The 22911-nt window shown below is 73.4% G+C and carries 22 protein-coding genes; 10 read left to right on the plus strand and 12 right to left on the minus strand.

Translation table 11 applies throughout. The features are described from left to right. Positions 1–47: 47 nt before the first annotated feature. Positions 48–2204 (minus strand): VMAP-C domain-containing protein, encoded by a 2157-nt coding sequence (locus tag IE295_RS10585; protein ID WP_190063298.1) that lies wholly within the window; start codon positions 2202–2204, stop codon positions 48–50. Next, positions 2201–2569 carry a CU044_2847 family protein gene (locus IE295_RS10590; protein WP_190063299.1) on the minus strand — a complete coding sequence of 123 codons (369 nt, stop codon included), beginning with the start codon at positions 2567–2569 and terminating at the stop codon, positions 2201–2203. The genes IE295_RS10585 and IE295_RS10590 overlap by 4 nt, the downstream gene beginning before the upstream one ends. A gap of 237 nt (positions 2570–2806) precedes the next feature. On the opposite strand from IE295_RS10590, the gene IE295_RS10595 reads away from it, so the two are divergent. After that, on the plus strand, positions 2807–2986 hold the full coding sequence (locus IE295_RS10595) for a DUF6104 family protein (protein ID WP_086567929.1): 180 nt from the start codon (positions 2807–2809) through the stop codon (positions 2984–2986). A gap of 90 nt (positions 2987–3076) precedes the next feature. On the opposite strand, the gene IE295_RS10600 is transcribed toward IE295_RS10595, so the two are convergent. Then, positions 3077–3919 carry a hypothetical protein gene (locus IE295_RS10600; protein WP_190063300.1) on the minus strand — a complete coding sequence of 281 codons (843 nt, stop codon included), beginning with the start codon at positions 3917–3919 and terminating at the stop codon, positions 3077–3079. 111 nt (positions 3920–4030) lie between these two features. On the opposite strand from IE295_RS10600, the gene IE295_RS10605 reads away from it, so the two are divergent. Continuing rightward, positions 4031–4894 (plus strand): DUF4097 family beta strand repeat-containing protein, encoded by an 864-nt coding sequence (locus IE295_RS10605; RefSeq protein WP_190063301.1) that lies wholly within the window; start codon positions 4031–4033, stop codon positions 4892–4894. Continuing rightward, positions 4894–5877: a PadR family transcriptional regulator gene (locus IE295_RS10610; protein ID WP_190063302.1), complete on the plus strand. Its 984-nt coding sequence runs from the start codon at positions 4894–4896 to the stop codon at positions 5875–5877. The genes IE295_RS10605 and IE295_RS10610 overlap by 1 nt, the downstream gene beginning before the upstream one ends. A 42-nt stretch (positions 5878–5919) precedes the next feature. Here IE295_RS10610 and IE295_RS10615 read toward each other — a convergent pair whose 3' ends face one another. Together IE295_RS10615 and sodN are read right to left on the minus strand one after the other, a co-directional pair. Beyond that, entirely contained in the window at positions 5920–6696 is a 777-nt protein-coding gene (locus tag IE295_RS10615; RefSeq protein ID WP_229922948.1) for a VC0807 family protein, read from the minus strand. 207 nt (positions 6697–6903) lie between these two features. After that, positions 6904–7299, minus strand: a complete 396-nt coding sequence (gene sodN, locus IE295_RS10620) for a superoxide dismutase, Ni (protein ID WP_190063303.1) — start codon at positions 7297–7299, stop codon at positions 6904–6906. Between the two features lie 147 nt (positions 7300–7446). Here sodN and sodX point away from each other — a divergent pair, with 147 nt between their 5' ends. Continuing rightward, positions 7447–7914, plus strand: coding sequence for a nickel-type superoxide dismutase maturation protease (sodX, locus tag IE295_RS10625; protein ID WP_224323050.1), 468 nt, complete (start codon positions 7447–7449; stop codon positions 7912–7914). On the opposite strand, the gene IE295_RS10630 is transcribed toward sodX, so the two are convergent. The 4 genes from IE295_RS10630 to IE295_RS10645 all read right to left on the minus strand — a co-directional run bounded on the left by IE295_RS10630 (position 7803) and on the right by IE295_RS10645 (position 11728). Further along, positions 7803–8447, minus strand: a complete 645-nt coding sequence (locus IE295_RS10630; protein ID WP_190063304.1) for a CGNR zinc finger domain-containing protein — start codon at positions 8445–8447, stop codon at positions 7803–7805. The genes sodX and IE295_RS10630 overlap by 112 nt on opposite strands. 141 nt (positions 8448–8588) lie before the next feature. After that, a complete protein-coding gene (locus IE295_RS10635; RefSeq protein ID WP_308013106.1) occupies positions 8589–9350 on the minus strand; it encodes an amino acid ABC transporter ATP-binding protein in 762 nt (253 codons plus the stop codon). Then, positions 9347–10231 carry an amino acid ABC transporter permease gene (locus IE295_RS10640; RefSeq protein WP_190063477.1) on the minus strand — a complete coding sequence of 295 codons (885 nt, stop codon included), beginning with the start codon at positions 10229–10231 and terminating at the stop codon, positions 9347–9349. The genes IE295_RS10635 and IE295_RS10640 overlap by 4 nt, the downstream gene beginning before the upstream one ends. A gap of 528 nt (positions 10232–10759) precedes the next feature. Next, the gene (locus IE295_RS10645; protein ID WP_190063305.1) at positions 10760–11728 is read right to left on the minus strand and encodes an ABC transporter substrate-binding protein; all 969 of its coding nucleotides are present in this window, start codon (positions 11726–11728) and stop codon (positions 10760–10762) included. A gap of 575 nt (positions 11729–12303) precedes the next feature. Here IE295_RS10645 and IE295_RS10650 point away from each other — a divergent pair. From IE295_RS10650 to IE295_RS10665, 4 genes are all read left to right on the plus strand, one after another. Continuing rightward, the gene (locus tag IE295_RS10650) at positions 12304–13518 is read left to right on the plus strand and encodes an NAD(P)-dependent malic enzyme (protein ID WP_190063306.1); all 1215 of its coding nucleotides are present in this window, start codon (positions 12304–12306) and stop codon (positions 13516–13518) included. 187 nt (positions 13519–13705) lie between these two features. Next, complete coding sequence (locus IE295_RS10655; protein ID WP_190063307.1) at positions 13706–14668, plus strand: zinc-binding dehydrogenase; 963 nt, start codon at positions 13706–13708, stop codon at positions 14666–14668. 7 nt (positions 14669–14675) lie between these two features. Continuing rightward, positions 14676–16085, plus strand: coding sequence for a cellulase family glycosylhydrolase (locus IE295_RS10660; protein WP_190063308.1), 1410 nt, complete (start codon positions 14676–14678; stop codon positions 16083–16085). A 96-nt stretch (positions 16086–16181) separates the two neighbouring features. After that, the gene (locus tag IE295_RS10665; protein WP_190063309.1) at positions 16182–16838 is read left to right on the plus strand and encodes an HAD family acid phosphatase; all 657 of its coding nucleotides are present in this window, start codon (positions 16182–16184) and stop codon (positions 16836–16838) included. Between the two features lie 40 nt (positions 16839–16878). On the opposite strand, the gene IE295_RS10670 is transcribed toward IE295_RS10665, so the two are convergent. Then, positions 16879–17142 (minus strand): GlsB/YeaQ/YmgE family stress response membrane protein, encoded by a 264-nt coding sequence (locus IE295_RS10670; protein WP_190063310.1) that lies wholly within the window; start codon positions 17140–17142, stop codon positions 16879–16881. Between the two features lie 232 nt (positions 17143–17374). On the opposite strand from IE295_RS10670, the gene IE295_RS10675 reads away from it, so the two are divergent. Together IE295_RS10675 and mgtA are read left to right on the plus strand one after the other, a co-directional pair. Then, positions 17375–17704, plus strand: coding sequence for an ArsR/SmtB family transcription factor (locus IE295_RS10675; protein WP_224323070.1), 330 nt, complete (start codon positions 17375–17377; stop codon positions 17702–17704). Further along, positions 17688–20303, plus strand: a complete 2616-nt coding sequence (mgtA, locus tag IE295_RS10680) for a magnesium-translocating P-type ATPase (protein WP_190063312.1) — start codon at positions 17688–17690, stop codon at positions 20301–20303. The genes IE295_RS10675 and mgtA overlap by 17 nt, the downstream gene beginning before the upstream one ends. On the opposite strand, the gene IE295_RS10685 is transcribed toward mgtA, so the two are convergent. Both IE295_RS10685 and IE295_RS10690 read right to left on the minus strand, forming a co-directional pair. Continuing rightward, on the minus strand, positions 20198–21589 hold the full coding sequence (locus tag IE295_RS10685) for a hypothetical protein (protein WP_190063313.1): 1392 nt from the start codon (positions 21587–21589) through the stop codon (positions 20198–20200). The genes mgtA and IE295_RS10685 overlap by 106 nt on opposite strands. An 88-nt stretch (positions 21590–21677) precedes the next feature. Continuing rightward, positions 21678–22877: an LCP family protein gene (locus IE295_RS10690; protein ID WP_190063314.1), complete on the minus strand. Its 1200-nt coding sequence runs from the start codon at positions 22875–22877 to the stop codon at positions 21678–21680. Positions 22878–22911: the final 34 nt, after the last annotated feature.

The following is a 22911-nucleotide window of genomic DNA, read 5'->3' on the forward strand; positions in this document are numbered from 1 at the left end:
CCCTGCCGAGTCCTCCGGGACTCTCCTGGCACGTACTTGACGTGGCGTCATGGCGCGCTCCCGGGCCGGACGCCGGGGGCGTACAACGGCGTGTCGGGCCCCGGCGGACGGTCCGGATCGTCGAACAGGAGCGCGATGGAGCGCGCCCACAAGGCCTCCGGATCGGGGAATTCGGGGTCGCCGCAGCGGATCCGGAGGTTGCGGATGCGCCGGTGGAGCCCCTCGGCGTTCCCGGCCTCGCACACGAGCGCGGCCGCCTGCTCGTGGAATTCGGCGCAATCCGTATGGCCGGTGGCGCATCTGCGCCAGATCACCACCCCGTGCCCGGCGGCCAGGGCGGCGTCCAACGCCGTCGCGCCCGCGCCCCGGGCGACCTCGCCGCAGTACACCGGCACGGCCGCGCCGGGCGCCTCGGACAGCCGCCCGTACGCCGCGTGGCCGCCCTCCCGGCGCGGGCCGTCGTGGCCCAGCTCCGGCGCCTCGCGGCGCAGCGGTACGGCGGTCATCGGGCCGCAACTCGCCCGTTTGAAGCGCTTCTTCCACTCGGGGGTGGCGGGGTGGTCGCGGCGCTTGCGGTCCTTGAGGATCACCACGCGGCGCAGGCCGAGGGGCATGGTGCGGGGGTCGAAGCCGTCCTCGGCGGCGCCGGGCGGCGCCAGCCGCCAGTCGTCGAGCGGCTCGTCGAACAGCTCGCGCGGCAGCACCACGTGCAGCTCGGCCAGGTGTTCGCCGACGTCGCCCTGGTCGAGCGCGGCGGCGACGGGCTCGCGCAGCTTCTCTCGCAGCAGGGCCCGGGGGACGCCCTCGTCGTCGGCGTGCAGCGGGGTGACCACCCCGTCCTCGAGCAGGAGTTTGACGCGCCAGGGGTAGCGGTCGCCGTAGAGCACGGGGTCGATCTCGACGATCACATCGCCCCGGCGGCGGGTGGCGGCCCCGGCCGGGCCGGGCTCGACGTCCCGGCGCTCGGGCTTGCGCAGCTCGACCGTCCCCGGCGGGGCCGCCGCGCGCGGCGCGGCGGGCGTCATGGAACCGCCGTGCAGGATCTGCCGTATCTCCTCGCGGATGACGTACGACAGGGGCTCGGCCTCGTCGGTCAGCCATCCGCTCAGGTCGCGCAGGTGGGCCACGTCCCGGTCGTGGCCCCGGCGGCTGACGGCCGCCGCCACCCGGGCGGCGTAGAGCAGCACCGCCTCCAGCTCCAGGTCCCGCCCGCCGCCCGGCTCCCGGGCCCGGCCGGCGCCGTCGCGCAGGTCGTACAGCAGGCCCACGCCCTCCCGCCAGGTGCGCGGGTCGTGCTCGACGCCCGGGTGGTACGGCTCCTGGATCACCCGGCGCTTGGTGTCCCCGACCAGCTGCATCACCTCGCCGGGCGTGCCGGGCGGGGTCAGTTCGGCGAGGCGGGCGAAGAGGTGGGTGCGCAGCCGGGGGGTGAAGCCGCCGGCCGGGGCCCGCAGCGCCGCCTCGCGCAGGCGCTGTTGCAGGCCGGGCCAGCTGCCGCCGGTGCCCAGGGCGCGGTAGCGGTCGTAGTGGTGGCGGTCGTGGGCGCGGACGATCGCGTGCAGCCGGTCCCGGCCGGGCCGGTCGTCGGCGATGCGGCGCAGGGCGGTGATCGGCACGGCCAGTCCGGCGGTGTCCTTGCCGCGCCCCTTGCTGACGCCGATGACCGCTCCCCTGCCGGTGTCCACGACGGGACCGCCGGAGCAGCCGGCGACGGGGATCTCGCCGCGCAGCAGCAGGGCGCTGCCGTCGCGGCCGTCGCCGCCGCTGGCGGTGCCGAGGCCGTGGCGGGGGGCGAGCTCGCCGGTGTCCCGCGACCAGCCGTGCAGGCTGATGTCGGCGGGCACGATCGTCGAACGGTCGCTCAGCCACAGGCATTCGGCGTCGTCCGCGCCGTCCACCTCCACCAGCGCCAGGTCCGGCATGGGCCAGGGCCGGGGCGGGCGGTCGAGGTCGCCGGGGGACGGCAGGGCGAGCGCGACCCGGCCCGCGGTGGTGCGGTCCCGCCAGTCGGTGACGTCGATGACGCTCCTGCCGCGGAGCACGTCGCCACCCCCGTTCCCCACGACATGGGCACAGGTCAGGACCCAGCCGGGGGCGATGAAGAAGCCACTGCCCCAGAACCGGGCGCCGCTTCGGTCATACCCGCCGTCGCGCTCCGAGATGCGTACGACCGCACGGCGCGCGGTCCCCTCCAGGGCGCTCAAGGAGCGCCGGGGGCGGCGGGCGCCCCCTGCTCGGCCCGCTCCGTCCAGCGGAGCGAGACGGTGACCGACGCCTTGCCGCTGCCGTCCGCGATGAGGCTGATCACCTGGCCCGCCTGAGCGGCCAGTTCGATGCCGAACTGCACCGTGACCTCGTGCGGCCGCGCCGCCACGAGGCCCATGCGCAGGGATCCGACGACGCCGCGCACGACCTCGGCGAGACCGCCCGCCATATCGGCCACGCGCCGGGCGGCGCTCGAGTCTTCGTACGCGCCCCCGGACGATTCCGCGAGCTCCTGTGCCTCCGTGATCCGCGCCCAGACGACCGTGCCGTCGTCGAGCCTGACCTGAGTGATGCCCTCGGCCACGCGCCACCCCCGTTACCGCGTCCGCGGCCGGTCGCCGCGGATGTCCCCGTCGCTGCCGTTGTCGCCGGTGCCGCCGCTGCGGGCGGTGTCGCCGTTGCCGGCGTTACCGGCGCGAGTGAGGCAGCAGGCTAGTCCTCTGATCGCACCGGCGCGAGAGGTCGTGGCCAAGGCCGGGGGGACCGCCGCCTATCCTGGGCTGAACCGCAGACCCGCCCACCATCCCCAACGGAGATCACGTTGTACTTCACCGACCGCGGCATCGAGGAGCTGGAGAACCGGCGCGGCGAGGAGGAGGTCTCGCTCGGCTGGGTGGCCGAGCGCCTGCGCGAGTTCGTCGACCTCAACCCCGACTTCGAGGTCCCGGTCGAGCGCCTCGCGACGTGGCTGGCCCGGCTGGACGACGAGGACGACGAGTAGTCCGTCCCCCGGGCGCCGAGCCCGTCCCCTCGGACGAACGGTCCGTCCCTTTGGCCGGACCGTCCCCACTTCTCCCGGGCGCGCGGGGCGCTACACCCCACTCCCCCGCGTCCCGCGCGAGCGCCACGCGTCGTAGGCGATCGTCAGCGCCCCGTCCGCGACGAGCAACGCGCCCGCCGCCGACCAGCGCCGCCGTGAGCGGGCACCCCGCCGGGCGAGGACCAGCAGCGAGACGCCCGCCGCGATCTCGGCGGCCCCCAGGGCCCGCGCCTTGGGACCCCGTATCCACTCCCCCATGAACCCCTGCTCGGACGCGTCGAGCCCGCCACGCACCGCCTCCCGCCAGCCGGGCCACTCGACCGCCTCGGCCTCCGGCGCCGTCTCGGCCGCCGTGCGCAGCGCCTCCGCGCCCGCACCGGGGGCGAGCCCGGGCGGCAGGTGCAGGCCCGAGCGCGCCAGCACCGCGATCACCCCGAGCACGCGCGCCGCCGCGTCGGCGTCGGAGTCCGGCCGGGTCAGCCGGTCGAATGCCTCGGCGTCCAGCACCGGGTCCAGGCCCAGCCGGGCGCGCAGGGCGGTCATCGCGCCCTCCTCGCCCACCGGCGCGCCGTCGGCGAGCCAGGTGTAGCCGACCGTGCGGCGGAAGCCCGCCGCCACCACGAAGCCCGCGCCCTCCTCGTCCCACCACAGCCCCACCGCCGGCCAGGACTCGGCGACCGTCAGGGCGTGCGCCCACTCGGCCGTGACGGCGGCGAGGTGGCTGCCCTCCTGCCGCCAGGCCTCCTCCGCCGGCACCAGCACGCTCCAGTCCTCGCCGGCGGGGGCGAGGAGCAGCGGCTCGCGCAGGAGCTGCGCGGACGGACGGACACGGTCGGGCTCGGCCCGGCAGAGCAGCAGTACCCCCGCCGCCCGGCTGTGATCAGTAGCGGACATGCGTCAACGCTAAGCCACCCGGACGACGCTTGACTTCCCGAGGACGCGATATATCGTGTTTAGCGACAGACGCGATATGTTGCGTCCCGTCCACCCGCAGAGGAGCCCGGAATGTCGGACCGGTCCGAGTGGTCACTCACCGCGCCGCAGAAGCTCACCTTCGAGGAGCCCGTCACGGCCCTGAACGTGCGCGTCGTCGGCGGCACCGTCAACGTCGTCGGCACGGACGGCGGGCCGGCCGGCCTGGAGCTGTCCGCGATCGACGGCCCGCCCCTGATCGTCACCCGCCAGGGCGGCACGCTCACCGTCGCGTACGAGGACCTGCCCTGGCAGAACTTCCTCAAGTGGTTCGACCGCAAGGGGTGGAAGCGCAGCGTCACGGTGACGCTCACCGTGCCGACCGCCACCCGGGTCGAGCTCGGCGTCGTCGGCGCGAACGCCGTGGTCTCCGGGATCACCGGCGCCACGGACGTACGCGGCGTCACCGGTGACACCACGCTCGTCGGCGTGCGCGGGGACGTCCGCGCGGAGACCGTCTCGGGCCACCTCCAGGCCCAGGCGCTCGGCGGCGGCCTGCGCTTCAACTCCGTCTCCGGCGACCTCACCCTCATCGAGAGCGCGAGCGCCTCGGTCAAGGCCGAGACCGTCAGCGGCGACATGACGGTCGACCTGTCCGCCGGCGCCCCGGCCCACCCCACGCTGGAGCTGACCAGCGTCTCCGGCGAGGTCGCCGTCCGGCTGCCGCACCCGGTGGACGCCGAGGTGAACGCCAACACCACCAGCGGCCGGCTCTCCTGCGCCTTCGACGACCTGCGGGTCAGCGGCCAGTGGGGCGCCAAGCGCATCACCGGCCGGCTCGGCGCGGGCCACGGCCGGCTCAAGGTCACCACCATCTCGGGCGCGGTGGCGCTGCTGCGGCGGCCCCCGTCCCCGGAGGACGTCGCCGACGTCCCCGTCCAGGGAAAGGTCCTCTGATGCCTCCCGTCTTCGCCCACGGCCGGCTGCGGCTGTACCTGCTCAAGCTCCTCGACGAGTCCCCGCGCCACGGCTACGAGGTCATCCGGCTGCTGGAGGAGCGCTTCCAGGGGCTGTACGCACCCTCGGCCGGCACCGTCTACCCGCGCCTGGCCAAGCTGGAGGCCGAGGGGCTCGTCACCCACACCAGTGAAGGCGGGCGCAAGGTCTACTCCCTCACCGACGCCGGGCGCGCCGAACTGGCCGAGCGCCAGGGCGAACTGGCCGACCTCGAGCTCGAGATCCGCGAGTCCGTCGCCGCGCTCGCCGCCGACATCCGCGAGGACGTCCGGGGCGCGGCGGGCGACCTGCGGCGGGAGATGCGCGAGGCCGCGCGCCAGGCCCGCGCCGGCACCACTGCCGACGGCCACCCCGGTGACTACTTCGCGACGGCGAAGGAAGAGCTGCGCAAGGCCAAGGAGGAGTGGAAGGAGCAGGCCCGCCGGGCGAAGGAGGACAGTCACCGCGCCCGCGAGGAGGCCCACAGCGCCCGCCGCCAGGCCCGCGCCGCCCAGGAGCACGCCCGCGAGGAGATGCTGCGCATCCAGGAGCGCGTACGCGAGCAGATGCGCGAGCACGCCCGCAAGGGCGACTGGCCCGCCGGCCTGGTCGAGGGCTTCGGCGCCCTGGCCCGGGAGCTCGGGGCGCTGGCCGGCCAGGCCGCCCGCACGGAACCCTCCCCCGTGACCGTCACGGTCGAGCGCACCGACCGCGACGAGCCGGCCGCGGACGGGATCCCGCTGCCCGACTGGGCCACGGCCGACGACGCGTTCTCCAAGGACCCGGCCCGCGACCTCGACCGTCTGCTGGATCGTTTCCGCGACGAGGTGCGCGACGCGGCCCGCGACCACGGGGTGACGGCCGATCAGCTGGCCGAGGCCCGCCGCCACCTGGCGGCCGCCGCCGCCCGCGTCGGGGCGCTGCTGCGGGAGCCGCGGGGCTGAGGGAGCGGCGGGCCCGAGGCGGGACCGAAGGAGTGGGAGCGGTCAGGCGGCGAGCTCGGCCGCGACCATCTTCTCCATGGGGTCGGCCGCCGCGCCGCCCGCGACGACCATCGCGCCGACGACCGCGACGCCCATGATGACGCTCCCCAGCCACACCATCGTGTCGGCCGGCAGCGTGTAGGCGCCGACGACCCGGGCGACGGACTCGGCCAGCAGGGCACCGCCCCACACCGCCGAGAAGGTCCGCTCGGCACGCCGGAAACGGGCGGACCGGACCATCAGCCGGTCCCAGGCGGCGCTCTTGGCGGCGTCCCCGCGCGTGACCCACGGCCGCAGGCCCGCGGTCATCAGCGGCCGCCCGGCCAGGACGGACAGCAGCACCGCCACGCCGACCACACCGCTCCCGGCGCTCTCCTTGGCGAGCATCAGGCGGACGTCACCGGTGACCGTGGTGAGCAGCAGGCCCAGGGCATTGACGGTCAGGATCAGGGCCGCGAGACCGTTGAGCCGGCGGTCCCTGACGAGCCCCCAGACGGTGCGCAGGGCCGGCAGCGCACTGCTCCAGGCCAGCGCGGCGAAGGTGCTCATGCCGAAGCCCTCGCGCAGCGCGTAGTACGCCGCCATGGGCAGGAGCGCGTCCACGACCAGCGGCGCCAGGCTCTGCACCACCGCCCGGCGCCGGTCGGCCGCGCTCGCCGCGGCCGGCGCGTGGTCCGTCGCCGTGGCCGCAGCCGGAGCCGCGACCGCATTCGTGGCCGCGTCCGTGGCCGCCGTGGCCTGTGCCGCAAAGGTGTCCGTCGTCGCCGTGACCGTCCGCATGGTGGGCCTCCCCCGTGAGTCGTACGGGCCCCTTTCCGGAGCCACGTACAGCATCACGACAAAGGCCCCCGCCGCGGCAGAGCAGACCGTCCACTGCTCGGCATGACTTTTGTCAGGCCCCGGGCCATGACCGAACGCCACCTGCCCGCACGAACGACCGCGCCCGGACCATCGTGCGATGGTCCGGGCGCGGTCGCGTGGCCTGCGTCAGGCCTTCTTCGTCTCCCAGAAGATCCGGTCGATCTCGGCGATGAGCTCCAGCGCCTTCTCGCCCGTCTTCGGGTCCGTCGACGCCTTGGCGGCGCTCAGGGCCTTCAGGGTGTCGTTGACCAGCTGGTGCAGCTGGGGGTACTTCTCGAAGTGCGGCGGCTTGAAGTAGTCGCTCCACAGCACCGAGACGTGGTGCTTGGCCAGCTCCGCGCGCTGCTCCTTGATGATCGTGGCGCGGGCGCGGAAGTGCGCGTCCTCGTTGGCCAGGTACTTCTCCTGGACGGCCTTGACCGACTCGGCCTCGATGCGGGCCTGGGCCGGGTCGTACACACCGCAGGGCAGGTCGCAGTGGGCGCTGACCTTCACCTTGGGGGCGAACAGGCGGGAGAGCATGTGCTGTCCTTCCTCGTGATCGTCTTCTCAGGTGCGAGATTACTCGGTGTGGGAAGGCTTTTCTCGGGTGCCCCGGGGGGCTTAGGACAAAAGTCCAGTGTCAGTCTGGGACTGGGTGGTGGAAGGAACGGACACGGAGGTGCCGCGGTGCAGGAGCAGGTGGACGAACGCGGGCACGAGCTGGACCGTGAGCGTCGCGGACTGCTGCGGATCGGGATGGCGGAGGTCTACAACCCGTCGATGGTCCCGACGCTGACCCCCGGGGACCAGTTGGTCGTGCGGTACGGGGCGGTGGTGCGACCGGGTGACGTGGTGGTGATGCGGCATCCGTTCCGCCAGGACCTGCTGATCGTCAAGCGCGCGGTGGAGCGGCGCGCGGGCGGCTGGTGGGTGACGGGCGACAACCCGTTGGTGGAGAACGACAGCCGCGAGTTCGGCACGGTGCCGGACGAGTTCGTGGTGGCCCGCGCCTGGGTGCGGCTGCGCCGGCCGCCGGAGCGCGGTCAGCGGTCGGCGGCGGCGCTGCTGTCGTGGGCGGCGTCGGCGGTGCGGCCCGTACGGTCCTCCGTGCGCTCCTCCGAGCGGCCGTTCCCCAGGCGCTTGCGGGCGCGGTAGGCGGCGACGTTGGCGCGGGTGGCGCAGCGGTCGGAGCAGTAGCGGCGGGAGCGGTTGGTCGAGGTGTCGAGGTAGGCGTTCCGGCAGGGCGCTGCCTGGCAGATGCCCAGCCGGTCGACGCCCAGCTCGGTGAGATGGACGGCCAGGCCCATGCAGGCGGTGGCGGTGTAGGCCGCGGCGGCGCTGGGGGCGTGGTCGGCGATGTGCAGGTGCCACTTGGGGCGGCCGTCCTCGTCCCGGTACTCGTGGCCCGAGACCTGCGGGCTGACCGGGAACTCCATCAGCAGCGCGTTGAGCAGGTCCACGGCCCGGACCTCCTCGCCCTCGGCGGCCGCCTCGAACACGGCCCGCAGCCGGGTCCGGACGGCCCGCAGCCGGGTGAGGTCGCCGTCGGTCAGGCGGCGGGCGGACTGGGACTCGGGGCCCACGAGCTCCCGTACGGCGTCGAGCGAGGTGAGCGCGTCGGCGCCGCGCGCGGGCTCCTCGGTGTTGACCAGCCGCACGGCGAAGTCCGAGTAGGAGGCAAGTTCCACGTCCGGTCCTTTTGTGGCGCATGTCTGTAATGGATGTTCTCCTGCCGAGGGTATTACAGACATCGGCCGCCCACGCGGAAGGGGCGGCACGGGCCGCCGCCCGTACCGCCCCTCGTCTCTGCGTGCCGGCTACAGCACCCGCTACAGCACCTTCGAAAGGAAGGACTTGGTGCGCTCGTGCTGCGGGTTCGTCAGCACGTCACGCGGGTTGCCGGACTCCACGACGACGCCCTGGTCCATGAAGACGACCGAGTCGCCGACCTCGCGGGCGAAGCCCATCTCGTGCGTGACCACGATCATCGTCATGCCGTCCTCGGCGAGGCCGCGCATGACGTCGAGGACGTCGCCCACCAGCTCCGGGTCGAGGGCCGAGGTCGGCTCGTCGAAGAGCATCAGCTTCGGCTCCATCGCCAGCGCCCGCGCGATCGCGACCCGCTGCTGCTGGCCGCCGGAGAGCTGGGTGGGGTAGTTGCCGGCCTTGTCGGCCAGGCCGACGCGGTCGAGCAGCTTCAGGGCGCGCTCCCGGGCCACGGCCTTGGTCTCGCCCTTGACCTGGATCGGCGCCTCCATGACGTTGGCCAGCGCCGTCATGTGCGGGAAGAGGTTGAAGCGCTGGAACACCATGCCGATGTCCCGGCGGTTGCGGGCCACCTCGCTGTCCTTGAGCTCGTAGAGCTTGTTGCCCTGCTCGCGGTAGCCGACGAGCTGGCCGTCGACGTACAGCTTGCCCGCGTTGACCTGCTCGAGGTGGTTGATGCACCGCAGGAAGGTGGACTTGCCGGACCCGGAGGGACCGATGAGGCAGAACACCTCGCGCGGGGCGACCTCGAGGTCGATGCCCTTGAGGACCTGGACGGCGCCGTAGGACTTGTGGACGCCCTCGGCCTTCACCATGGCGTTCATGCGGTGACGCCTCCCTTGGAACGGTTGCTGAAGGAGGACAGGTTCGCCTTGACCTTCTGCCACGGGGTGAGCGGCAGGGTGCGCAGCGAGCCACGGGCGTAACGCCGCTCCAGGTAGAACTGTCCGACGCTGAAGACGCTGGTGAGGATCAGGTACCAGGTGGCCGCGAGGAAGAGCATCTCCACCGTGGCGCCGGTGGTCTGGCCGATGTCCGAGGTGGACCGCAGCAGCTCGAGGTACTGGGCGGCGCTCGCCGCCAGCGACGAGGTCTTCAGCATGTTGATGAACTCGTTGCCGGTCGGCGGCACGATCACGCGCATCGCCTGCGGCAGCACGATCCGGCGCAGCGTCTTGGACTGACTCATGCCGAGCGCGTGGGCGGCCTCGGTCTGGCCCTCGTCGACCGACTGGATGCCGGCCCGCACGATCTCCGACATGTACGCGGCCTCGTTGAGCCCCAGGCCGAGCAGCGCGGCCATGAAGGGGGTCATGAAGTCGCTCATCTCGTCCCGGTAGATCGGGCCGAGGTTGATGTACGGGAAGATCAGCGCGAGGTTGAACCACAGCAGCAGCTGGACGTAGACCGGGGTGCCCCGGAAGAACCAGATGTAGAGCCAGGAGACGGACGACGTCACCGGATTCTTCGACAGCCGCATGACGGCCAGCAGGATGCCGAGCACCAGGCCCAGCACCATGGAGAGCACCGAGATCAGGACCGTCTTGCCCAGGCCCGAGAGGACCGTGGAGTCGAAGAGGTAGTCCGGGATGGCGCTGTAGTGGACGTTCGCGGAGGCGAAGGCGTTGACCAGCAGGGCCAGCAGGGCGAGCACCAGGACGGCCGAGATCCACCGGCCGTAGTGCCGGACCGGGATGGCCTTGATCGCCTCGGGGAGGGTCGCGGTGGCCGTGGCGCCGGCGACGTCCTTCTTGGCGAGGTCCGCCTTGGCGGGCTTGCCGCCCGCGTCGGGCTTGTCACCCTTGGGGGCCGCGGAGCCCTTGTCACCCTTGGGAGCCTTGGAGTCCTTGGGCTCCTTGGGGTCCTCCGGGGCCTTGTCGCCCTTGGGGTCCTTGTCGCCCTCGGTTTCCGGGGCGGGGTCGGCCTTGGCGGGCTCTTCGGCCTTGGCCGGCTCGGCCTGCTCGTCGGAGGCGGGCTCGTCGGAGGCGGGCTCGTCGGAGGCGGGCTCGGCCTTGTCGGAGGCGGCCGGCTTCTCGGCCGCCTCCTTCTCAGCGGCGGCCTTCTCAGCAGGCGCCTTCTCAGCGGCGGCCTTGTCGGCGGCCGCCTTCTCGGCAGGCGCCTTCCCGGTTTCCGGCGTCTCGGGCTCGGATCCCGTCGTCCCGGGCTCCGGCTTGTCGGGGGAGTCAGTCACGGATGATGCCTTTCAGCGTTGCCGTACGAGGTCGGGGAGGGGTCAGGAACCGCCGTTGATCTTGGCTTCCTTGATGGCGCCCGCGTCGACGCCCCAGGTCTTGATGACCTTCTCGTACGCACCGTTCTTGATGATCGCTTCGAGCGCCTCCCGGAGGGCGTCCCGCAGCTGGGAGTTCTGCTTCGCGACGGCGATGCCGTACGGAGCGGCCTCCACCTGGTCGCCGACCAGCTCGAAGTCGTTGCCGCCGCCCGAGGTCTTCACCGCGAAGGCGGCGACGGGGAAGTCGCTGGAGACGGCGTCGACGCCGCCGGCCTTCAGGCGGGTCTGCGCCTCGAGGTCGGTGTCGAACGCCTCCATCTCGATGGCGTCCTTGTCGTCCTTCTCGCACTTCTCCGACTCGGACTTGGCCAGGTCGTGCGAGACGGTGCCGCGCTGCACTCCGATCTTCTTGCCGCACAGGTCGGACCAGCCGCCGATGCCCTTGGTCTCGCCCTTCTTGGTGTAGAGCGAGACACCGGCGTTGAAGTAGTCGACGAAGTCGACGCCCTCGGCAACCTTCTTCTTGGTCTTGGGGTCGATTCCCTCCTGGCGGTCCTTGGTGTCGGTCATCGCGGACATCGCGATGTCGTAACGCTTGGATCGCAGACCGGTCAGCAGGGCGTCGAAGGTGCCGTTCTCGAACTGCACCTTCACCCCGAGCTCCTTGCCCAGGGCGGCGGCGATGTCGGGGTCGATGCCCACGACCTTGCCGTTCTTCTTGAATTCGACGGGCGGGTAGGCGATGTCGGAGCCCACCTTGATCACTCCGGCGTCCTGGATCTTCTTCGGCAGCTTGCCGAAGAGGGGGGCGTTGGAGTTGGCGGAGGTCCCGGCGCCGTTGCCGGTGGTCGTCTTGTCACGCTGGTCGCCACAGCCGGTCAGCAGCAGGGTGCCGGCGACCGCGATCGCGCCGACGGCGGCCAAACGACTCCTGGCAGCTGCCGGGCGGGGGGTGGTGCTTGCGGTCATTGCTCGTTCCTCCTGCGGTAGAGGGGGTATCCGACTGGTCACTCGGCAATCACGCAAAAACACGGCCGATCTCGCAGCACACTTCTTCGTGCGCCGCGACCTCGTGCGGTCTGCGCATCTTGCCATCCGGACTGCCCCATTCGGGGGGCCAGCGATGTCAAAATCGGATAACGGGTGATCGCCAAGTGGTACCGGACGGTTCACACCCGTTTGAGCCCCGATATCCGTTCTGATCGGCTTCCGGGCGCGAGACCCACATCACGCCCGCTCTGTCTCACTGTGTGGACACCTCGGCCCGTCGAATCCAGTTCACACGTTTCCGGCCGGATCGCACAGCCCCGTCGGCGCTCACCGGGCCGGAACTCACTCGTCGGCCGTAGCGCTCTTCCGGTAGAAAGACCAGTTACACCCCTCACCCGGGGCTCAGGGCGCGTGTGTGCGGCGCGCCCGATGTCCGCAGCGCTTCCGTCGCACGGTGGTCATCCGCCGTCCGGTCCGCGGGCAGGTGCCCGACCCGCTCCGCAAACCAAGGGGCGGTTACCCTCGATGGCAATCTGACAAAGGGGTCAAGAAAAGTGGCAGCGGAGATCGTGAATCCTCGCAGCGCCGGCGGCCCGGACGGGGGAGCTCAGGGTGAGCTCACCGATCCGGCCTTCGCGCTGCACCAAGGCGGCAAGATGGCGGTCCAGGCGACCGTCCCCGTGCGCGACAGGGACGACCTGTCCCTCGCGTACACGCCGGGGGTCGCCAAGGTGTGCAGCGCCATCGCCGAACAACCGGAACTCGTCCACGACTACACCTGGAAGTCCCAGGTCGTCGCGGTCGTGACGGACGGCAGCGCGGTACTCGGCCTCGGCGACATCGGTCCCGAGGCCTCCCTGCCCGTGATGGAGGGCAAGGCCATCCTGTTCAAGCAGTTCGGCGGCGTGGACGCGGTGCCGATCGCGCTGGACTGCCGGGGCGTCGACGAGATCGTCGAGACCGTCGCCCGGCTCGCGCCGTCCTTCGGCGGCATCAACCTGGAGGACATCTCCGCTCCCCGCTGCTTCGAGGTCGAGCGCAAGCTCCAGGAGCGCGTGGACATCCCCGTCTTCCACGACGACCAGCACGGCACCGCCGTCGTCACCCTCGCCGCGCTGCGCAACGCCGCGCGCCTGACCGGTCGTACGCTCGGCGAGCTGCGCGCCGTGATCTCGGGTGCGGGCGCCGCCGGCGTCGCCATCGCCCGGATCCTGGTCGAGGCCGGCATCGGCGACGTGGCCGTGTGCGACCGCAAGGGCATCGTCTCCCGGGACCGCACGGACCTCACCGACGTCAAGCGCGAGCTCGCCGGGTTCACCAACACGGCCGGCCTGTCCGGCCCGTTGGAGACCGCCCTGGACGGCGCCGACGTCTTCATCGGCGTCTCCGGCGGCACGGTCGCCGAGGCGGCGGTCGCCAAGATGGCGAAGAACGCGCTGATCTTCGCGATGGCCAACCCGAACCCGGAGATCCACCCGGACGTCGCCCACAAGTACGCGGCCGTCGTGGCCACGGGCCGCAGCGACTTCCCCAACCAGATCAACAACGTGCTCGCCTTCCCCGGCATCTTCGCCGGCGCCCTGCAGGTGCGGGCCTCGCGCGTCACGGAGGGCATGAAGCTCGCCGCGGCCGAGGCGCTCGCCGCGGTGGTGGCGGACGAGCTGAGCGCGGAGTGCGTGATCCCCTCGCCGTTCGACGAGCGGGTCGCCCCGGCGGTGACCGCCGCGGTGGCCGCGGCTGCGCGCGCCGAGGGCGTGGCGCGGCGCTAGTGCGACACCGCTGACGCGGAAGCACGCAGCAGTACGCGGAAGCACGCAGAAGGCCGGCCCGGACGTCGACAGTCCGGGCCGGCCTTCCGCCGTCCGGGGGCCTCGGTGGCCTCGGGCCGGACGGACGCGGCGCGTGTCACATCGCCGCGTGGTTCCGCCGCGCGCACCCCGGCACTAGGTTCGGCACATGTTCGCCGCCTACGCCGCACGCATCGACCGTGACCAGCCGCTGAACGGCCTCGAGTTGGGGGAGCGCCCCGAGCCGGAGGCGCGCCCCGGCTGGAGGACCGTGCACGTCAGGGCCGCCTCCCTCAACCACCACGACCTGTGGTCGCTGCGCGGCGTCGGGCTGGGCGAGGAGTCGCTGCCGATGATCCTGGGCTGTGACGCCGCCGGCGTCGACGAGGACGGCAACGAGGTCGTCCTCCACTCGGTCATCGGCCAGACCGGCCACGGCGTGGGCCCCGACGAGCCCCGCTCGATCCTCACCGAGCGGTACCAGGGCACCTTCGCCGAACGCGTCGCGGTCCCGGCCTGGAACGTCCTGCCCAAGCCGAAGGAGCTGTCCTTCGAGGAGGCCGCCTGCCTGCCCACGGCCTGGCTGACCGCGTACCGGATGCTGTTCACCAAGGCGGGCGTGCGGCCCGGTCAGAGCGTCCTGGTCCAGGGGGCCGGCGGCGGGGTGGCCACGGCGGCGATCGTGCTGGCCGCCGCGGCCGGGCTGCGGGTCTTCGCGACCAGCCGTGACGAGGCCAAGCGCAAGCGCGCGGTGGAGCTGGGGGCCGGGGCGGCGTTCGAGCCGGGGGCGCGCCTGCCGCACCGCGTGGACGCGGTCCTCGAGACCGTGGGCGCGGCCACGTGGTCGCACTCGGTCAAGTCCCTCAAGCCCGGCGGCACCCTGGTGATCTCCGGCGCGACCAGCGGCGACAGGCCGCCGGCGGCCGAGCTGACCCGCATCTTCTTCCTGGAGCTGAACGTCGTCGGCGCGACCATGGGCACCAAGGACGAACTCGCCGACCTGCTGAACTTCTGCGTGACGACGGGCGTCCGGCCCGTGATCGACACGGTGCTGCCCCTGGACCGGGCGCGTGAGGGCTTCGAAAAGATGTCCAGCGGCGACCTGTTCGGCAAAGTGGTGCTGACGGTATGAACGACGGATGCCGAAGAGACGCTTGCGCACGGCGGCGTTCCTCGCCGTAACCGCTGTCCTGGCCCTGCTCGTTCCCGCGACCGGGGCCACTGCCCGTACTACGGAAGACGGCATCCCCCGCCTCACCGACGACCACGGCCGCGTCCTGACCCTGCGCGGCTGGAACCTCGCGGACAAGGACCACCGCGGCGAGCGGGCCCTGGAGAACATCACCGAGCGGTCCCTGCGCGACATGGCCGCGCGGGGCTTCGACTTCGCACGGCTCGCGGTGTTCTGGGACGATCTGGAGCCGCGGCGCGGGCAGTACAGCGAGCGCTACCTCCGCAAGATCGAACGGATCCTGGACTGGGCGCACACCCACCGCGTCCGCGTCGTCATCGACGCCCACCAGGACGTCTACGGTCCCGCCTTCGGCGGCCACCGCGGCATCCCCGAGTGGGCCACGCGCACGGACGGGCTGTCCTACCGGCCGCACCCGGACGACTGGTTCGCCGAGTACTTCGAGCCCGCCGTGCAGGCCGCGTTCGAGCACCTCTACGAGGACCCCGACCTGCGCCGGGCGCAGACGCGCATGTGGCGCACGCTGGCCGCCCGGTTCGCCGGCCACCCGGCCGTGTTCGGCTACGACCTGATCAACGAGCCGATGGGGCGCATGCGCCCCGGCGAGGACCTCTTCGACGCCGCCCGCCGCATCGAGGCCACCCAGGTCACTCCGATGTACAACCGCATCGCCGACGCGATCCGCCAGGTCGACCGGAAGCACTGGCTGTTCGTCGAGCCCACCCCGGCCGCGGGCGAGGGCAAGCGCACGGGCCTGGGCCGGGTGGACGATGCGAAGGTGGTCTACGCGCCGCACTTCTACAACGCGGTCATGGAGGCGGGCGGGGACTACGACCCCGCCTCCGGCTGGCTGGAGGCCTACGAGCGCGAGATCGTGCGCTATCCGAGGGAGCACCGGGTGCCGGTCGTCGTGGGCGAGTGGGGCCCGCGCGACAGCTCGCTGCCGAACATGGGCCGGTTCTACGAGGAGGCCGTCGCCTCCATCGGGCGGTACGCGTCGGGGTGGGCGAGCTGGGAGTGGTGCTACGGGGGAGGCTACTGCGCGCTCGCGGCGGACGGGCGCTTCCAGCCCAACAAGGAGCGCACGGTGAGGCCGTACGCCCCCGCCGTGGCCGGCACGCCGCGCACCGAGGCGTATGACCAGGGCACCCGCGCCTACCGGCTGACCTACGCGCCCCACCCGTCGGGCGTCACGGAGCTGTCCCTGCCGCCGGCACCGCGCGGCTGGCGCGTCGCGGTCGGCGGTCCGGCGTGGACGGCGACCGGGACCGTACCGCCCGGCGAGCGCGGCACGGTGTACGTCCGCGCCACGCAGCGGGCCGGAGCACCGGTGACGGTGACGGCCACGGCGAAGTGAGCACAGGCCCGGGCGGGGAGAAGGTCCGCCGCCCGGCCACCCCCGCGTAACCGGCGCGTCCCCGGCCGGTCACCACCGGCCATGAGCATGCCAGCCATGACCGATTCGATCATGGGCCGTCGCGCCGCCGCGGCCGTCGTGGCCACCGCCTCCCTGGCCATGGTGGCCGCCGCCACCCCCTCCGCGGACGCCGCGACGCCGCACCCGGCCCAGGAGTCGCGAACGGCCCGGGCGACGAGCGGCACGGCCGGCCTCAAGGGCGTCGACTACGCCACCTGGCTGCGCGACGTCCAGGCCGTCGTCGACCAGGCGACCCCGTACGTCACCGCGCGCACCGCCGAGGCCGGGACGCGGAAGCAGGCCATCGTCCTCGACATCGACAACAGCTCGCTCGAGACGGACTTCCACTGGACCACGTTCCCCACCCCGGCGATCAAGCCGGTCCTGGAGCTCACCCGGTACGCGCACTCCCGCGGTGCCGCGGTCTTCTTCGTCACCGCCCGCCCCGGCATCCTGGACTCCGTGACGGACTGGAACCTGCGGCAGGTGGGCTACCCCGTCAGCGGCCTGTACGTGCGCCACCTCCCCGACCTCTTCCAGGGCGTGAGCACGTACAAGACCGCCAAGCGGGCGGAGATCGAGGCGAAGGGCTACACGATCATCGCCAACATAGGGAACAACTCCACCGACCTCGTGGGCGGCCACGCGGAGCGGACCTTCAAGCTGCCGGACTACGACGGAAAGCTCTCGTAGGCCCCCTGCCCGTGGGCCCCTGCCGCGCGGCCCCGGGCGGTCAGTGCCGCGTCTTGAACCGCTCGAGCGCGGCGATGCCCAGCGCCGCCAGCCCGATCTGGATGAGCCACTGGATCCAGTCGACGCCCTTGGTGTGGTCCACGTGCAGCGCGTGGGCGATGAGCGCGCCGATGAAGGCCGCCGCGATGCCCACGCCGATGGTCGCCAGCACCCCGATGTGCTGGCGGCCCGGAACGAGCAGCCGGCCCAGCAGGCCGATGATCGCGCCGATCACGATCGCACTGATAATTCCTGAGATACCCATGCCCTCCCCCTTGCGACCGATTCCTGCCGATACATCTGCCCATCCCACGGCGCGGGCATGTCAGGCCACCCGGCCCGGCCGGGGTGCCTAGACTGGGGCCTTCCCGGGCGTAGGGACGCCCGCTGGGGACGGGAGAGCGACAGTGACGGCAGGCGTCGGAGGCTTCGAGAGTTTCGAAGGGGCGTTCGACGACCCACGCGGCTCCCTCGACCGGTCCGACCCCTCGCCGGAGGTGCTGGGCGAGGCGGCCGCCGCGTTCGGACTGCTCGCCTCCGCCGCCCGGCTGCACCTGGTCTGGGCGCTGGCCCAGGGCGAGAGCGACGTGAGCGGCCTGGCCGAGCGGGTGGGCGGCGCCCTGCCCGCGATCAGCCAGCACCTGGCGAAGCTGAAGCTCGCGGGGCTCGTGCGCTCCCGGCGCGAGGGGCGCCGGGTGGTCTACCTCGTCGACGACCCCGACGTGGTGACCATCGTGCGGCTCATGGTCGGCCAGCTCGCCGACCGCAGGACGGACGGCGGCCGCGACACCGCCGCCGCCGGACGCCTCCGTGGCCTGGGCGCCTGAGGCCCGTACGGCCCCCGCGCCGGGCGGTGGCGGCACCACGCTGGAGGTGCTGCGCGCCCTGGAGAGCGGGCCGCGCGGCCTGACGGAGACGGAAGCCGAGGCGCGGCTGGCCCGGTACGGCGAGAACGTCCTCCCCGGCCGCCGCCCCCTCTCCTGGCCCCGCCGCCTCGCCCGCGGCACGCGCGACCCCTTCACGGCCCTCCTCCTCGGCCTCGGCGTCCTCTCGGCGGCCCTGGCCGCCTGGGGCACGGCCTGCGTGATCGCGGTCCTGGTCGCGGTCAGCTGCGTGCTGCGCGCCACCGGCGAGCACCGCGCCGACCGCTCGACGGCCGCCTTGCGCGAACTGGTCGCCGCCACGGCGACCGTCCGCCGCCGCACGGGCCGGGCCGCCGTGCCCACCACCCGCGAGGTGCCGGTCGACCAGCTGGTCCCCGGCGACGTCGTGCTGCTCGCCGCGGGCGACCTCGTCCCGGCGGACCTGCGGCTGCTGCGCTCGACCGGACTGACGGTGCACGAGGCCGCCGTCACCGGCGAGTCGGCCCCCGCCGCGAAGTCGGCGGCGACCGGCGGGATGTGCTTCCAGGGCAGCAGCGTCGTCTCCGGCACCGCGAGCGCCGTCGTCGTCGCCACCGGCCCCCGCACCCTGCTCTCGGGCGCGCTCCCCCTCGAGGTCCCGCGCACCCGCCCGCCCGGCCCCTTCGACCGGTCCGTGGGCGGCATCGCCTGGACGCTCATCCGCTGCACGCTGCTCACCGCCCCGCTCGTGCTGATCGCCGGCGCGCTGCTGCGCGGGCGCGGCCTGGAGACGCTGCCGTTCGCCGTCGCCGTGGCCGTCGGACTGACGCCCGAGATGCTGCCGGTGATCGTGACGACCGCGCTGGCGCGCGGCGCCGCGCTGCTCGCCCGCGACGGCGAGGTGATCGTCAGGCGGCTGCCCGCCCTGCACGACCTCGGCGCGATGGACGTGCTGTGCGTGGACAAGACCGGCACCCTCACCGAGGACCGGCCCGTCCTCGTCCGGTCCGAGGACGGGCACGGCCACGACGACCCCGGCGTGCTGCGCTGGGCCGCCGTCAACGCCCTGTGGACGCTGCACCTCGCCGAGCCGCCCGTGCCGGACCCGCTGGACGAGGCGGTCCTTGACGCCGGCGACGACGACCCGCGCTACGAGGGCGTCGAGGCGCTCCCCTGCGGGCCCGGCCGCCCCCTGTCCACCGCCGTCGTCCGCCGCCCCGGCGACTCCCGCTTCGCCCTCGCGCGCACCCACACGCTCGTCGTCAAGGGCGCCCCCGAGGACGTCCTGGACCGCTGCGCGCTGGACCCCTCGGAGCGGGAGCGCCTGGCCCGCCGCGCCGGGGCGCTGGCCGGCGAGGGGCTGCGCGTCCTCGCCGTCGCCCGCGCCGAACGCCCCGCGCGCGAGGGCCCGTACTCCCCCGCCGACGAGCGCGACCTGACCTTCACCGGCTTCGTCGCCCTCGGCGACCCGCCCGCACCCACCGCCGCCGCGGCCCTGGCGGCCCTCGGGCGGCACGGGGTCACGGTGAAGGTGCTCACCGGCGACCACCCCGGCACCGCAGCCCGGGTCTGCCGCGAGCTCGGCCTGGAGCCCGGCACGCCCGTCACCGGCCGGGAGATCGACGGCCTGGACGACGCCGCACTGGCCGCCCTCGCCGCGCGGACCACCGTCTTCGCCCGCTGCGCGCCCGGGCACAAGGCCCGCGTCGTACGGGCGCTGCGCGCCGGCGGGCACACCACCGGCTTCCTGGGCGACGGGGTCAACGACCTGGCCGCCCTGCACGCCGCCGACGTCGGCGTCTGCCCCCGCGCCGGGGTGGACGTGGCCCGCGAGGCGGCGGACGTCGTGCTGGCCTCGAAGGACCTCACCACCCTGGACCGGGCGATCGTCACCGGCCGGCGCGCCACCGCCAACATCGGCACGTACCTGCGGATCACGCTGTCGTCGAACTCCGGCAACGTCATCGCGATGCTGGTGGCCGGCCTGGCGCTGCCGTTCCTGCCGATGCTGCCCGCCCAGGTCCTCGCCCAGAACCTCTTCTTCGACGCGGCCCAGCTCGCCCTCGCCTTCGACCGGCCGGCCCCGGGGGCCGACGCCCGGCCGGCGGTGCTGCGCCCGCGCGCGCTGCTGCGCTTCGTGACGGGCTTCGGCCTGCTGAACGCCGCGGCGGACCTCGCGACGTTCGCGGTGCTGTGCACGGCCCTGCGCTCGGTGGGCGAGGACGCCTTCCACGCCGGCTGGTTCACCGAGAACCTGCTGACGCAGGCGCTGGTGATGCTGCTGCTGCGCTCGGGACGGGCGCCGGGCCCGGTGCGCGCGGCGGTCGCGGGCCTGGCGGCGGCGGGCCTGCTGCTACCGGTCTCCCCGCTGGGGCCGGCGCTGGGGATGTCCCCGCTGCCGCCGCTGTACTACGGCCTGCTGGCACTGGTGCTCGGGCTGTACGGGGCGGGCCTGGCGGCCCTGCGGGCGAGGGCGGCTCACCAGCCGCCGCCCCCGAAGTCGCCACCGCCTCCGCCGCCGCCGTCGCCGAAGCCGCCGCCCCCGTCGCCCCAGCCACCGCCGCCGAAGTCGTCGGGGTTGTAGTCGGAGCCGGTGTAGTCGCCGCCGTCCGGGCCGGCCGTCTCGGAGGACGCCCCGTAGGCGGGCCCGTACATCATGCCGCCCAGCAGCGTGCCCACCAGCAGACCGGGCAGCAGCCCGCCGCCGAAGTAGCCGCCCGCCCAGGGGGCGTAGGCGGGCCCGGCGTTCCAGTACGGCTGGGGGCCGTACGCCGTCTGCACCTGGCGGGACATCGGCTCCTGGCCGTCCGCCAGCCGCGCCGCGTCGGCGGCGCACGCCGGCACGGTGCGCGGGGCGCCGCCGGGCGGGGCCCACTCCACGTCCTTCACCGACGGCCCGTGCCGGGGGTCGAAGAAGCACGGGAGCCGGCGCTCGGGCAGCGGGGTGCCGGCGCGCCGGGCGGCGAGCGTGGCCAGGGCGAACCGGCCGTTGTCCAGCGCCTCGGTGACCCCGCGCACGTCCTCCGGGCGGGCGGCCGCCGCGATCTTCGTCTTGGCCTCCTCGTAGGAGTCCAGGGCCCGCTCGTAGTCCGTGCGCATCTCGTCGGTGGCGCCGGCCTCGGAGGGCGAGAAGTCCAGCCGGTCGAGCTCCTCGCCGAAGGCCGTGATGTCCTCGTCGACCACGACGCGCAGCGCGTCCAGCTCGGCGCGCTCGCGCTCCTCCCGCTTGCGCCGGGCGCGGCGGTAGACGGCGTACGCACCGGCACCGCCGGCCACCAGGACCGCCCCGCCGGTGATCAGGCCGGTGGCGCCGACGCCCTCGCCCGTGTCGCCGCCCCAGGAGCCGGGGGCGTGGCCCCTGGAGATCCGGCCGGCCTGGTCGACGAAGGCGTTGACCTGGGACGCGGTGTCGCCGCCGGAGCGCTGGACGGATCCGACGAGGTTGGCGACGGCGTTGCGGGACATCACCGAGCGGTCGGCGGCCGCGTTGAAGCCGTCGCCGAGGTGGACGGCGTAGACACCGGCGAGCCCGACCTTGGTGCGCAGGTCCCGCAGGACCGTGGAGCGGGGGTATTCGGGGGCGGCGGGCAGCACGGCGACGAAGACCGGCTTGTCCGCGTCCTTGATCTTCTTCGCCAGCGCCTCGGCGTCGGCGGGCGGGAGCTGCGCGGAGGCCGCGGGGTCGACGTAGACGGGGTTCTTGCGCAGCGCCTCGGCGACGGTGTCGAGCCCGGCCGCGGCGGTGGTGCCGGCGCGGGTGGCCGCGGGGGCGCCGGCCGCGGCGCCCGCCGGAGCGAGGAGCGCGAAGAGGGCGACGACCAGGGCCAGGAGCAGCCTGGGCAGTCCCCGGGGGACGGCGATGGCGGACATGACGGGCTCCTTGCGTTCACGGCGTACTCTGCACCTACCACGAAAACGGACTATTCAGGCATTGGCGTTCCCGTTCACCGGCACGTTCTCAGCCGTACGAGAGGTTGGCGCAGGGATCGTCGTCCGCCGAGCGGGCCCCGCTCACCACACCGGAGGACAACGTCCCAGGTGGCGTGGGGGTCACCGTCGAGGGCGCCGGGGAGGAGGCGGCCGGGACCGAGGGCGACGGTTTCGCCGCACCCGCCGCTCCCGCCCTGCCCGCGTTCTTGCCGTCGACCGTGCGGTCCGCCCGCAGCGCCGCCCACAGCGCGTCCGCGTCGGGCTGGACGACGGCGACGCGGTTGCCGTCGTAGCGCCAGGGCAGCGTCACGAACTTCATGTCGTGCAGCCCGATGTCCTTGAGCGACATCGCGAACGACAGCATCTTGTCGGCCGAGCCGAGCCCGGGGTCCACGGTCATCGACTTGGTGGCCGCGTCCGCGAGCGGCAGCAGCGTGGTGGGGTTGAAGCCCTGCGACCGGACCTTCCTGACCATCGCCGAGAGGAAGGCCTGCTGCCGCTGTATGCGGCCTATGTCGGAGCCGTCGCCGAGGCCGTGCCGTACGCGCACGTAGTCCAGCGCCTTGCGGCCCGAGACGCTCTGCCGCCCCTTGGCGAAGATCAGGTCGCCGCGCGAGCCGCGGTGCGGGTCGAGGTCACCCTGGTGGACGTCGGCGGGAACGCACACGTCGACCCCGCCCACCGCAGAGGTCATCGCGGCGAAGCCCGCGAAGTCGACGACCACGGTGTGGTCGACGCGCAGCCCGGTGAGCCTCTCGATGGTGTTCTGCGTGCAGGCGGGGTTGCCCTTGGGGGATCCGCCCACCGAGAAGGCGGAGTTGAACATCACGTGCTGCTGCTCCTCGGTCCAACTGCCGTCGGGATTGCGGCAGGGCGGGATGTCCACGAGCGTGTCCCGGGGGATGGAGACCGCGACGGCGTGTTCGCCGTCGCCGTAGACGTGGAGCAGGAAGGCCGTGTCCGACCGGCCGACGTCACCCTCGCCGCCGCCCAGTGAGCTGTTGTCACCGGAGCGCGAGTCCGAGCCGATGACCAGGACGTTCTGTCCGGCGGCGCTCGCCCGGGGCCGGTTCTTGGACAGCCCGTCGGCGTCGAAGGTGCTGATGTTGCCGTTGAGTTTGAGGTAGACCCACCCCGCCCCGGCCGTCAGCAGCACCACGAACGACACCACGACGACGGTGACGACCCGTGTGCGCCGGCGCCTGGGCTTCCTCCGCCTGCCAGTCATGTGCGCACCCTCATCCGCTCCCCCGGCCCGTACC

The organism is Streptomyces griseocarneus (assembly GCF_014655595.1).
Taxonomy (GTDB): domain Bacteria; phylum Actinomycetota; class Actinomycetes; order Streptomycetales; family Streptomycetaceae; genus Streptomyces; species Streptomyces griseocarneus.